We start from the raw sequence: 12,988 nt of genomic DNA, 5'->3' as shown, positions 1-12,988 counted from the left end.
GTAACGACTACTCTCGTCCGAAACCAAGGTCACGCAAAACGCGATCCTGATTTCTCCAGTCTTTTTTCACTTTAACCCACAGATCCATGAAAATTCTGGAGCCAAGCAGATTTTGGATATCTTGACGAGCACGCTTACCTACTTCTTTGAGCAACGCCCCTTGCTTGCCGATAATGATCCCTTTTTGTGAATCACGTTCTACAAAGATGACTGCGGATATATAAACGACACCATTATCCTGAACTTTCATATCTTCTATCGTCACGGCAATGGAGTGAGGCACTTCTTCACGTGTCATTTGCAAAATTTTCTCACGAATAAGCTCTGCGCAGACAAACTGCTCAGGGTGATCCGTCACTTGGTCTTCAGGGTAGTACTGAGGCCCTTCCGGCAAGTACTTACCGATTTGCTCCAGTAGCGTGCTCACATTGCTACCAAGCATAGCTGAGACAGGCACAATTTCTGCAAAATCATGCAGTTTGCGATATTCCTCAATCAGTGGCAGCAACGCCTCCGGTGCAATTTTGTCGATTTTATTCATGACCAAAATGACAGGTGTCCGTACACTTTTCAGTTGTTCCGCAATGTATCGATCTCCGCCCCCCATACCTTCAGATGCATCGATCAGGAATAAGGCAGCTTCAACCTCACCAAGTGTGTTCAATGCTGTTTCATTCATGTAATCCCCGAGCTTGGATTGACGTTTGTGAATACCCGGCGTGTCCAGGAATACGATTTGTTGTTCTTCGGATGTGTAAACCCCATGAATTTTGTTACGCGTGGTTTGCGGCTTGTCAGACATAATTGCAATTTTCTGGCCAATCACCTGATTCATCAAAGTAGACTTACCCACGTTAGGACGTCCAATAATTGCAACGAATCCGGATTTAAATGCTTGTTTTTTCATATGTTCCTCCTCAGGCGCCTAGGCCTGGAATTTTATTTTTTGGCAGAGTTCAGGTCTGAGGGACCAAACGCCCATGGTAGCAATTCAGCAACTGTTGTTTCTAACAAGTCACCTTTTAAATTACCCAAAATGACTTTCATGTCTGGTTCACACAATTCATACATCACTTGACGACATACACCACAAGGGGCAATCGGCCCTTCGGTATCTCCCACGATAGCCATCGCTTTGAAACTGCGCGGCTTATGCCCTCCGGCAATAGCACTGAACATAGCGGTACGCTCAGCACAATTACCCGGTGTATATGCCGCATTTTCAATGTTGCAACCATGATGCACATGTCCTTCGCTATCCAGCAAAGCTGCGCCTACCCCAAAATGGGAATATGGCGTGTACGCCTTTGTGCGTGCCTTTATTGCTTCCTGCATTAACAAGCCATTGTCCATTTATTTTTCTCTCCCTTAGGGTGTGTATAAAGGCGTGCTCTTTGAGTTAAGTTGATTCGAACCTTTGGGGATTACACTGGGGCACTCCGATGACAGAATAACCTTCCGATCGCTGTTATCCTCGGATTTCTTCAATCACTTTTTCCAAAGTGAAAATCCGTGGATAAAGGCGAGCACTTCGCTTCTCCTGGTTTTTTCTGTCCTCTCCGTTATCGTGTAATCTCTAGGAAACCAACTTAAAAGCAGAAGCACACTTTTATTGGTGGTGTGCAATTAAAACATTCAAACCTTAAGATTACACTGGGGCACTCCGATGACAGAATAACCTTTTGATGGTTGTTATCCCAACAAAACTCTCAACCAAGCAAGCACTGGTTTGAGAAAAACAATACATCCTATGATCACAGCGAACACCGCAGCCAGTAAAACTGCTCCAGCCGCGGTGTCTTTTGCCGCTTTTGCGAGCGGATGAATATCAGGCTGGGCCAAATCAACCGCGGCTTCTACGGCTGTATTCATCAATTCAGTGACCAGCACCATAAATACAGCTGTCAACACAAACATCCAGTCCGTTCTGGAGATGTGGAAAAAAAATCCGGCTGCGCACATCAAAATAGCTACTCCTGTGTGAACTCTAACATTCCGCTGCGTACGCAAGCCGTAAGCAATTCCTTCCAGAGCGTTGAGAAATACAAGACCCCAGGAGCGCCTCTTCATTATCGTGTCAACCCGGCTTGAGCAAGAACAGCTTCCTGTTTCCCCATCATCTCTGCCTCACTTGCTTCATCCTGATGGTCATAACCAAGGAGATGCAAGAAACCATGAACAAACAGGAAACCAAGCTCACGCTCAAATGAGTGTCCATATTCTTCACTCTGCAATATCGTCCGTGGAACAGAAATGATGATGTCTCCAAGGACATCTGGCATTTCTTCCATTTCCTCGTCCTCATCAAGCTCGTAAATAATGTCGAGCTCTTCATCCACTGATTCGTTCATCGCAAAAGACAATACGTCTGTAGGACGGTCGATACCACGATAATCACGGTTCAGTTCGTGAATCTGCTCATCATCAACAAACGTGAGCGCAACTTCTCCTTCCGTGATTCCTTCAGCTCCACCTGCGAGAGTCAACAATTGCTCCAGCATCGCGATCATCGGTTCTGTAATTTCTTTATCCTGTTGTTCATTATTCCATGCGAGGTTAAGACTCATTCTTTCATAACTCCTGTCTGCTCGTAATATTGATTAACCGGCTTCAGGTGCCGTCGGTTTAGGTTTCTTGATCTCTTCCGGATACTCGATTCTGGAGTGGAAAATGCCCATAACCGTTTCCTTTAATGTTTTGGCCACGATATCCAGCTCACGCATCGTAAGGTCACAATCGTTAAACTGATGATCATCCAGGCGACCTTTGATAATTTTTTCAATCATAGACTCTACCTGCTCCACCGTAGGCTTGCGTAACGAACGAACGGCCGCTTCAACACTGTCGGCAATCCCTACAATAGCAGACTCCTTCGATTGTGCTTTCGGTCCCGGATAACGAAAATCTTCTTCCGTGAAATCCGGTTCAATCCCCGCTTCTTCCGCCTGACGCAGCGCCTTGTGGTAGAAGTAATGGAGGAATGTAGTACCATGATGTTGTTCGGCAATATCCCGTATCGGCTTCGGTAGCTTATAGTCCTTCTGCATCTCAACGCCATCCCGCGCATGCGCAACGATAATGGACTTACTGAGCTTGGGATCAATCGAATCATGCGGATTCTCCATATTGTTTTGGTTCTCAATAAAATAGATAGGCCGCTTGGTCTTCCCGATATCATGATAATACGACCCTACGCGACAGAGCAATCCATTGGCACCTATAGCCTCGGCAGCCGCTTCGGATAGATTGCCAACCATAACGCTATGGTGATACGTACCCGGTGTCTCTGTAAGCAGCTTGCGAAGTAATGGATGATTCGGATTCGAAAGCTCAACCAGTTTAAGTGCGGATAGAATGCCAAACGACGTTTCAAAAAACGGCATCAGCCCGATAACCAGAATAGCTGTCAGTACCCCGCCTGCAAATGCGTATCCAATGCCGTACAGCGTTGTTGTTCTGTTCCAGTCCCCTGTATCAATTAAAGCCAGTGTAAAGACAGCCAAAGATCCGAACAGACAGACCATGATAGCTCCTTTTAAGATGGTTGACCGCTGGCTCGCTCGGTGCGTTGCAAAAATTGCCACAAACGAAACGACAACTGCAAAGAAGCCAAGTTCAAAGTCAAAAAGCTGACCCTGGTGTGTATTCAAAATAATGCTGGACAGCATACCGATAAGAATCGAGCACACAAATGCAAGGGATGTATCCAGTAATAGCGCGATCAGCATCGCTCCAACAGCCACCGGTGCTAGAAACCCGATAAATGGACGTTCATTGGTCTGAATTAAGGCTGTCACATGCATGACAACAATCGAAATAATAAAGATGAGAACAAGCATAAGCAGTTGGGCATTATTATATTTGAAATGTGTTCCACTGCCTTGCTGAATAAACATTAAAATCGCTGCCGACAGCATACAGGAGAACAAAAGCAATCCCAGCTGTGGCCAGTAGTTGACTTCGTTTTTCAGCAAATCATTTTCATTAAGCAGCGCATACATTTCCGGGGTAATCATCTCCCCTTTAGATACAAGCGCGTCCCCTTGCTTGATAAACACCGTCGGTGTATTCTCACGAGCTTGGACCTTCGCTTCCTTGGTACCCTCTTCATCATAAAAACGGTTAGCCGTTACCACCAGCCGCGTAAGTTCCTGTACCACTTCACGCTGCGTACGTTTGCTAAGCGAGCTTGCGCTGACCATCTCCGCCACTTTCGCTCGAGCAGTTGTAGCCTCGCTAACCTGGTCTGTCATCAATCTCGCCACAATGTCTCGTGCAACAGGTTTCATTTCCTGAATATCATCTGAAGTCAGACGTGAGATTTTGATATACGTTTCTTCAGGAATACGGTAACTTTGTTCCTGTACGACGTTTCGGATCTCTTCCAGTAAAGTGTCGGAGTATGTACCTGTTTTCCGATTGTTATTAATATAGTTAGACACAAAATCTTTCTGACGTTGCGGGATCTCATCCCGATAGATATCAATCTTATCCTGGCTTGAGATCTGGTCGTCCTGATTCAAACGGTCAATGCGATCCAGTAGCGTTGTCATCAGGTTTTCGTTACGCATCTGCACGATCTGATATATCGGCTGCACACGTTCGGCCGCTTCTTCCTGTGCTTTCAGTGTAGCCTTGTTATTCGGAATCTGCATTGGCGCAACAATGTCTACCTCACTGCGAGTACCTTCCTGAATGTCGTAGCGCTCAGGCAACAGTTTGGAAGAAAGACTCACGTAAAAGAGGATCACTAAAAACAAAAAGAGAAGATAGCGCGCCCACACGCTATACTTCCATCCTGTCGCTCTATTTTGAAAAGATTTGCCTTTTGACATTTCTTTCGAGGTCACTTTAGACAATCCCTTTCTATGCTTGATTTTCTGCGGCGTGGTTGTAAGCCACAATGATTTTCTGAACGAGGGAGTGACGCACGACATCCTGTTCGGCGAAATGCACGAATCCAATTTCCTGAACTTCACCCAGGATCGTACTCGCTTCCACAAGTCCTGATTTTTTGCCACGCGGTAAATCAATCTGTGTCACATCTCCGGTGATGACCATCTTGGAACCAAACCCAAGACGGGTTAAAAACATTTTCATCTGTTCAGGCGTTGTGTTCTGGGCCTCATCCAGAATGATAAAGGAATCATCGAGCGTACGCCCACGCATATAGGCCAAGGGAGCGATTTCAATTAATCCGCGTTCTAGAGCCTTAGCCGTCTGTTCTTGTCCCATAACGTCGTATAGAGCGTCATACAGAGGTCTTAGGTACGGATCTACTTTCTCCTGCAGATCACCTGGCAGGAAACCCAGACTTTCGCCCGCTTCAACCGCAGGCCGTGTAAGCACAATGCGTTTGGCACTCCCCTCTTTAAGAGCGGCTACAGCCAGCACAACAGCCAGATACGTTTTACCGGTTCCGGCAGGACCAATCCCGAATACAATATCCCGTTTTTTAATCGTGGTTACGTAATGTTTCTGTCCAATCGTTTTTACACGAATCGGTTTACCACGGTATGTCGTCGTAATTTCACCTTTAAACAGATCCAGCAGCTGATCCGCACGCAAATCTTTAGCAAGCTCTATCGCATATTGGACATCTCTTTCAGTCAACACATACCCATTGCGAATCAATTGCAGTAATACATCAAATAGTTGTTCAAGTGATTCCACCTGTTGCACAGTACCAAAGATATTAATCTCTGCTTCGCGTGAAGCGATCTGGGCTGGAATCTCGGATTCAATCAGTTTCAGAAAAATATCTTGGGGTCCAAACAGAGATTGCCCCTCTCCCGCACTTTGGAGCGAGATTTGTATACTGCGTGTTTGCTCTGACAAATATCCTCATTCTCCTTGACTATGGACTAACGGAAGTTCTTCCGCGATGCTTTCTTCCACTTCAAATAATACTTTCATATAAACTTTACCATTCTCTTTCTTCTCATGCAAAATTTTTTCACTTAAAATTTTTGTGCCTTTACCGTTTTTGGCTAAAATATCATTTCTTGCCCCTTCCAATCCCTTCGTTTTAGCCCAATCCACACCTTGCTCTTCCTGATGGAAATTCGTTTCCATATCCTTTTCCGTCATCCATCCCATCGGCAAGGTAAATGAACGCCAGGTCAGAGGTTTGTGATACGTATCCGTGTCATATGAACTAAAAGGAGTTTTTCCGTACCCCCATAATTGAATTGCCCAATCTCCCAGCACCACGTAAAACCGCTCTTTGCTTTCTCCAGTCATCGTCTGATGTTTCTGAATCAAGGGAACCTGTATATCATATTCCCGCCAGACCATGCCCCGGACTTCGCCTTTGGCAACAATCGTTTTTGTATTTTCCTCATCACCCAGAATGCCTGAGATCAGCACTTGTCCTTTCTTTACACGCGCGTTCTTCTGTACTACGGGGCGACCCTCTTCAGCATAGATCTGAGTGACCACCGCATCTGATTTACTGATGAGATGTCTTGGATTCAGTAGAGGCTCGCGCTTAGGCTGTGCTGACTCAACGACTTGAATCGTAACCCTTGTCCCCTCTTTCGTTACGCCAATCCAGGTCACATCGGGCAATGCCAGCGCCAGCTGTCTGGAGAGCTTGTCCTGACTTTTCATTCGAAACCCCCATTGAAAGGGGTAGATGCCTTCTTTTTTAGCCGCGGCCAGCACTTCGTCTGTCGGAATCGTTACATTCCCTTTCACTTCTACATTCCAGATCATAGACGATAGCGCAAATAATGCCGCTACAAAGAACAGCATGCCCCCTACAAAAAACTTTCTGCGAAACAGACGAGCCAGAAAAAAAGGAAAACCGCTACGGTGCACAATTTTCACTCTGCAGCCTGTCCCTTTTACAATAGGACGCAGTCTGAAAAAGTGCGGAAGCAAAATGCTCATCTCCGCCTGGCGTCCATCCTGTGCACGTAGATCCCATACACTCAGTCTCTGCTCTGTTATCGTATTAATTAATGTCTCGATATCTCCGCCTGTAACTTTGATTCGCACAGCTCCACGCAATTTATACAGACTAGGCTGCTTCATCCGTTCCCCTCCACTCCATTCATATGAATATCCAGAATCGTACCTTCTATAGCTACTTCATCTGGCAAAATGTTACGTATGACCAAAGCGTTACCTCTAATCTCCAATTGACCTTGTGAAAGAGCCAGTACGATGCGATCCGGCGTGAAATGGATGACACCGCGATGATTCTCTATATACAGTTGCTTACTGCCGATCAGGGTTAACCGTGGCATATCATAAAGCACATCCTGCGGCAGATCCAGCACCTCACTGGTCCATCTGCGCAGCTTGCGGCTGATCCGGGTCATTCGAAGGTCTTCCCCCTTCCTCTACAGTTCAACTTATGCGCAAATTCAGGAAATTATGAAGAATTGGTGAGAGGTTACGTACATATTTTGCTGAAAATAAAGGCATACGAAAAAAGCCTTTTCTGGAGGCTTTATGCTCCCAGAAAAGGCTTCGTTCTATTTTAAAACGGGCGAATCGCTTATCGTCTTTATTCTCACTTACTTTTACAACTTCCCTCTCGTTCCAAAAGGTTGCTTCGAACGAGGAGAACCCAGTACCTCCGCCCAAAGCACTCCCGTACGAATCTCCTCTTGACGAAGAAGAGAGGGCACTGAATCCGTTGTATCTGCCTCTTCTATACTTGAATTCGATACAGATGGAGAAGTCGCTGAAGAAATACGATTCAGTCTGTCCTGTATCATACGTTGCTGCTCTTCCATCAATCTCATCTGCTCATCTACCGAACTCCGCATGCTATCCAGTGATTGGTCACCTCTAAACTCATCTCCTGGACTAGAGGATGTTGCTGGTTCAGAGTACGGCTGGTCATACCGTTCGTCGTAACGCTCATCATATTGCTCCTCATAACGGCGTTCATCCGGTCTGGATGACTGTTGCTGAGAGTCATTTTCTGAGCGACGATTCGCATCTTCGCCACCGCCAAATGTGGGCATCCCGTTACCAGGACGCTTCTGATTCGGTTTTGCAGACTTCCCAAGCTTTCCGAGGAATGAAAAGAGGGCAAAAGCAATAACTGCTACAACATAGAGATTGTTAAATATCCATTCAAATAGGCTCATTTACATTCACCGCCTATCTTCCGTTTTTGGAATCACCCTGATCATTGGAATTCGAACTTTCAGCAGGTTTCCCCAAAGTGTTACGCATCTGAGTATCCGCTTCAATGTTTTTCAGGTTCATATAGTCCATTACGCCAATTTTGCCACTACGAAGCGCTTCGGACATGGCGAGTGGTACTTGGGACTCGGACTCAACGACACGCGCTCTCATCTCAACAACGCGCGCTTTCATCTCTTGTTCTTGTGCTACGGCCATCGCACGACGCTCTTCCGCTTTTGCTTGCGCAATACGTTTATCTGCTTCCGCCTGCTCGGTTTGCAAGAAGGCACCAATGTTTTTACCTACGTCTACGTCCGCAATATCAATAGACAGGATTTCAAATGCAGTACCTGCATCCAATCCTTTGGACAATACAGTACGAGAGATCAAATCCGGATTTTCCAAGACATCTTTGTGAGAGTTCGAAGAACCGTTCGTACTTACAATACCTTCGCCGACACGAGCAATAATCGTTTCTTCACCAGCACCACCGACGAGGCGATCAATGTTGGCACGAACCGTAACTCGTGCTCTAACTTTAACTTCGATACCGTCTTTGGCAACGGCAGATACGATTGGTGTTTCGATAACACGTGGGTTAACACTCATTTGCACGGCTTGCAATACGTCACGGCCTGCCAGGTCAATCGCAGCAGCACGTTCGAATTCGAGTGGAATGTTTGCACGTTGCGCAGCAATCAAAGCATTAACAACGCGGTCAACGTTACCACCAGCTAGGAAGTGACTTTCCAGTTGGTTAATATTTAAACCAAGACCTGCTTTTGTTGCTTTGATCAACGGGTTAACAATTCGACTTGGTGTTACACGTCTCAATCTCATCGCCACCAGCGTAATGATACCTACACGTACGCCGGATGCAATGGCCGAAATCCAGAGCATAACCGGGAAAAAGCTGAAAAAGACGCTCAGTACGATAATAGCCAGCACCGCGATGAGCAAAATCGTGATCATTGGATCCATAGATTTAATTCCTCCGTTTGCAATATGTTTTTTGTAAAAGAGAGCATCAGAAATGACGCTGATTAATCCGCTGCTGAAACATTACTCCACCACATTGCCCGCAGCTTGGCAAAAGGTTATGTACTTTGCCGAAGCGATATCATCACTCCGGCAAACGCAGAATTACACCGGCAAAGCCTGTTGTACGACAATCCGGGAACCTTCCGCTTTGATGACAATTACGGGTGTATCCACAGGAATAAATGCACCATCTGTGACCACATCGACACGTTCACCATCAAACATCGCCGTTCCTGCTGGACGAAGAGGTGTCAGACTGATGCCTTGCAAGCCGATCAGCTCTTTACGCTCTGCCGCCGAGGAGTATCCTCGATCAGCTGATAACTTATCGCTTAATATGAATCGATTCCATATTCCTCGATCCTTAAAGACTACAGCGATAATTGCGATTACGACCAGTGCAGCTCCAAAAGCAATTCCCAAGGACACGAATGCATCACTTGTGTCGTAAGCCGCCCTGACAACCCCGGCCACCAGCGCAATGGAACCCAAAATGCCCAGGATACCAAAACTCGGGATAAACATCTCCAGAATCATCATGACAAGTCCGACCGTAAATAATACCCATGTCTCAGCCCCTGCAAACCCCGCAATGTAGTTTCCAGAGAAATAAAGCACAAAACATACAATCCCAACGATTCCCGGAACGCCAAACCCAGGCACAATCAGTTCAATAATGACACCGGCAATACCAAGGAACAGCAGTATGGTCATCACAATTGGATTGGTCAAAAAGGTAGAAATATTCTCTGCAGCAGTGCGTTCCAATTTGAACACATCTCCTTGACTATACCCAAGCCATGTTGCTGCTTCTTCAGGTGTATTGCTGATATGGTCTGCATAACCCACTTTCAGCGCTTCCTCAGCAGAGAGAGCAATAATTTCACCTTTTTGTTTGGTTTTATTGATCTCCGGCATCTCTACAACCATATTGACGTCAGTCATGCCAGCTGCGATCTCGCCATCACGGCCGCTCTTCTCTGCCGCTCCTTGCATTTTGCTCTTCCAGAATGCAACCAGCTTGGGATCGTCAACATGTTTGCCTGTGCTGTCTACCATGGCGGCAGCACCAATCATGCTGCCTGGTGACATTACGATCTTATCTGCATTTAGCGCAAGAAAACTCCCTGCCGATGCAGCATCGCCCCGAACAAATGCCAACGTTTCGATAGGGCTGTCTTTAATCATCGTGCCTAGCGCATCTGCAGTATCCACACGGCCTCCAGGCGTATTGATATCAAGAATGATCAAACCAGCATTCATTTCCTCTGCTTCCTTGAACCCACGCTCCATGAATTTGCCTAATCCCTGCTCGATTGGTTTATCCACCGGAATTACGTATACGGCGCCGTTTTTCTCAGCTGCATGTGCTGACGGTATTCCAATCCAGACAGGAAGTAAAAGCGTCAGCAGCATCAAGAGCATCATTGACCCCGTAAGCTTCTTCCGGCGCTTTCCCCTCACATTAGTCCCCCCTTTTCCAATAATGTTATACTGTCCAGCTTATGGTATTTATTACGTACAATGCAACATTACGTTTCAAAAACTTAAAATTATATTTGAATACTCCAGCAAATGCAAGAAATATATATCCAAAATCATGTTTTATAACCAATATTTATAATCTTTATGTACATTCGATGAGAAGTGGATAAGAGCAATCTAAATAAAAGTGCCTCCTATTTAGAATTTTATATGACTATTTATCTGCCATCTTTTTAAAACCTCGCTCTCAAAAGAGCTATTCCGCAGTCTCACGTGTCGATGAACAGGTAATGAACTGAGATGGGATAGGAAGAGATAGAATGGAGCATGAAAAAACACCCCCTGACAAGTCAGGAGGTGTTTATTGAATTTGCTTTATTGCAGAAATTGTTGAACTGCTTGATTAACCAGTTTGCCGTCCGCTTTGCCTTTAACTTTCGGCATAAGGGCCGCCATCACTTTCCCCATCTCGGCTTTCGAAGAAGCACCGGTTTCCTGGATGGTCTGCTGTACAATAACTTTAATTTCTTCTTCGGTAAGCTGTGCAGGAAGATACTGGATAAGTATTTCAATTTCCGCTTCGGCATTTGCCGCGAGTTCTTCGCGACCTGCTTTGCCAAATTCTTGGAGGGCATCTTTGCGCTGTTTGATTTCACGACTCAGGATATCAAGCACTTCGTTGTCATCCAAATCTCTTTTCAAATCTATTTCAAGATTCTTGATCGTCGAACGAATCAACCGAATGGTGGAGAGTCTGAACTTGTCCTTACTCTTCATCGCTTGCTTCATATCTTCGTTCAATCGTTCGCTAAGATTCATGTAGTTAAAATCCTCCTAAAACTTTCTCTTACGAGCAGCCTCGGACTTTTTCTTGCGCTTTACGCTTGGCTTCTCATAATGCTTACGTTTCTTCACCTCAGCCAAGACGCCATCTTTAGCGATGGAACGTTTAAAACGGCGAAGTGCAGCATCAATAGTCTCGTTTTTGCGAACTTTAGTTTCAGACACCAGTTTTCCCTCCCTCCGACCAGACCGTCCAAGAGCAATAACACGGTTCATCATCTTTCATTATAGGCGAAAGGCAATAAAAGTGTCAACCTTAACGTGATCCCTTAATATTAGCTGAGCTACAGCAATTTATCAAGTGCAAAAACAATATTGCAACCTGAGTGCATCATATCGTGATCTTATTGGTGTGAATCAGACAAACTTGTGAGCGCCCCAAGTCTGGTTCCGCCCAGCAAATGGTAGTGCAAATGGTGCACCGTCTGCTCGCCATCTTGGCCGCAATTGTTAATCAGGCGGTATCCAGATTGTTGCACGCCGAGCCGATTGGCAGCCTCCTGTGCAGCCATATGGATTTCTCCGATCAAGAGCATATCCTCTGCGGTTACATCATTCATGGAAGCGATATGTTTCTTCGGAACAATCAACACATGGGTCGGTGCCGCAGGATGAATATCGTGAAATACGACTACATGATCGTTTTCCAGTACTTTGTTGGAGGGAATGGTGCCCTCTACAATTTTGCAAAATAAGCAATCCATCGTACAATCCCTCCTTCCTATGAGTTCAAATTATGTATACTCCTATATCATACTAAAAGTAAAATCGTACGTCCAATGCCTGGTAGATAACTTCTTTCCTCTCTGTAATCATCTGTAAAAGAAAAAGCCACACCTGAAGGCAGGGGTATCCCATTGCCGAGGTATGACCGTGATTGTATTATGATTTCTTTGATACGGATTAAAAAGGAATTTAAACCATTTTAATAGTACGGCAGTAAGGTTAACGCCGTCAGGGCAAATAAAGGCAGAACCAGCCTGTTGAAGCGTCTGCGGCCATATCCATAATAAGGGTAAGGAGCAGGGTACCCGTATCCAGGATAAAATCCACGAGCAGTTGTCGCCGGATACTGAACCATCGGCATCATATTTGGAGCTCCATTTGCATGGCCTGCCATGACTTCATTGCCAACCGGAACAGCCAAATAAATCATCTCATCATCCACGTTCTCTACAATGCCATCATAATGTGAACCATCATTCATCTGAATACATACATAACGATGGATATGATCCTTACACAGTTTCTTTGCCGTACTTTTATCCATGCCTAATCGCCTCCCAGTTCAGTTCTTCTTCACCCTTCATCCTATTCAACTCTGGGCGGATTGACACTGTGTTAAAGACGATTTGAAAAAGAATGAAAAAAGAAGCCCCTCGTGAGCGGCCTTCCGAAGAAGTCCGGCTACGCGGACATCTATACAGGAAGCTTCCTGAACAGATGTCCGTCGGGGGGCTTAAAACAAGTT

15 protein-coding genes are annotated in these 12,988 nt (G+C 45.6%); all 15 read right to left on the bottom strand.

Going from position 1 to position 12,988, the window contains the following annotated elements:
- Positions 1-7: 7 nt before the first annotated feature.
- Entirely contained in the window at positions 8-907 is a 900-nt protein-coding gene (era, locus tag H7T88_RS13905) for a GTPase Era (protein ID WP_090914730.1), read from the bottom strand.
- A 32-nt stretch (positions 908-939) separates the two neighbouring features.
- Complete coding sequence (locus H7T88_RS13900; protein WP_090914732.1) at positions 940-1,353, bottom strand: cytidine deaminase; 414 nt, start codon at positions 1,351-1,353, stop codon at positions 940-942.
- Positions 1,354-1,692: 339 nt separating this feature from the next.
- On the bottom strand, positions 1,693-2,070 hold the full coding sequence (locus H7T88_RS13895) for a diacylglycerol kinase family protein (RefSeq protein ID WP_090914734.1): 378 nt from the start codon (positions 2,068-2,070) through the stop codon (positions 1,693-1,695).
- The gene (gene ybeY / locus H7T88_RS13890) at positions 2,070-2,567 is read right to left on the bottom strand and encodes an rRNA maturation RNase YbeY (protein WP_090914736.1); all 498 of its coding nucleotides are present in this window, start codon (positions 2,565-2,567) and stop codon (positions 2,070-2,072) included. Before ybeY ends, H7T88_RS13895 begins: the two co-directional genes overlap by 1 nt.
- 33 nt (positions 2,568-2,600) lie before the next feature.
- Complete coding sequence (locus H7T88_RS13885) at positions 2,601-4,850, bottom strand: HD family phosphohydrolase (protein WP_090914738.1); 2,250 nt, start codon at positions 4,848-4,850, stop codon at positions 2,601-2,603.
- Between the two features lie 16 nt (positions 4,851-4,866).
- Complete coding sequence (locus H7T88_RS13880) at positions 4,867-5,838, bottom strand: PhoH family protein (protein WP_090914740.1); 972 nt, start codon at positions 5,836-5,838, stop codon at positions 4,867-4,869.
- A 6-nt stretch (positions 5,839-5,844) separates the two neighbouring features.
- The gene (gene yqfD, locus H7T88_RS13875; protein ID WP_221788931.1) at positions 5,845-7,038 is read right to left on the bottom strand and encodes a sporulation protein YqfD; all 1,194 of its coding nucleotides are present in this window, start codon (positions 7,036-7,038) and stop codon (positions 5,845-5,847) included.
- Positions 7,035-7,328 carry a sporulation protein YqfC gene (yqfC, locus tag H7T88_RS13870; protein WP_154888036.1) on the bottom strand — a complete coding sequence of 98 codons (294 nt, stop codon included), beginning with the start codon at positions 7,326-7,328 and terminating at the stop codon, positions 7,035-7,037. Before yqfC ends, yqfD begins: the two co-directional genes overlap by 4 nt.
- 204 nt (positions 7,329-7,532) lie before the next feature.
- Positions 7,533-8,108 (bottom strand): YqfB family membrane protein, encoded by a 576-nt coding sequence (locus tag H7T88_RS13865; RefSeq protein WP_221788930.1) that lies wholly within the window; start codon positions 8,106-8,108, stop codon positions 7,533-7,535.
- Positions 8,109-8,121: 13 nt separating this feature from the next.
- Positions 8,122-9,129 carry a flotillin-like protein FloA gene (gene floA / locus H7T88_RS13860; RefSeq protein WP_154888033.1) on the bottom strand — a complete coding sequence of 336 codons (1,008 nt, stop codon included), beginning with the start codon at positions 9,127-9,129 and terminating at the stop codon, positions 8,122-8,124.
- Between the two features lie 162 nt (positions 9,130-9,291).
- Entirely contained in the window at positions 9,292-10,617 is a 1,326-nt protein-coding gene (locus H7T88_RS13855; RefSeq protein WP_221789132.1) for an NfeD family protein, read from the bottom strand.
- A gap of 432 nt (positions 10,618-11,049) precedes the next feature.
- The gene (locus tag H7T88_RS13850; protein WP_090914751.1) at positions 11,050-11,493 is read right to left on the bottom strand and encodes a GatB/YqeY domain-containing protein; all 444 of its coding nucleotides are present in this window, start codon (positions 11,491-11,493) and stop codon (positions 11,050-11,052) included.
- A gap of 15 nt (positions 11,494-11,508) precedes the next feature.
- On the bottom strand, positions 11,509-11,682 hold the full coding sequence (gene rpsU / locus H7T88_RS13845) for a 30S ribosomal protein S21 (RefSeq protein WP_005547957.1): 174 nt from the start codon (positions 11,680-11,682) through the stop codon (positions 11,509-11,511).
- Between the two features lie 179 nt (positions 11,683-11,861).
- Positions 11,862-12,221 (bottom strand): histidine triad nucleotide-binding protein, encoded by a 360-nt coding sequence (locus H7T88_RS13840; protein WP_154983206.1) that lies wholly within the window; start codon positions 12,219-12,221, stop codon positions 11,862-11,864.
- A 221-nt stretch (positions 12,222-12,442) separates the two neighbouring features.
- Positions 12,443-12,787, bottom strand: a complete 345-nt coding sequence (locus H7T88_RS13835; protein ID WP_221788929.1) for a hypothetical protein — start codon at positions 12,785-12,787, stop codon at positions 12,443-12,445.
- Positions 12,788-12,988: the final 201 nt, after the last annotated feature.

The organism is Paenibacillus cucumis (ex Kampfer et al. 2016), assembly GCF_019748695.1.
Lineage (GTDB): Bacteria > Bacillota > Bacilli > Paenibacillales > Paenibacillaceae > Paenibacillus > Paenibacillus polysaccharolyticus.
Note: the sequence above shows the minus strand (reverse complement) of the source record. Positions and strands in the feature narration are given on the sequence as shown.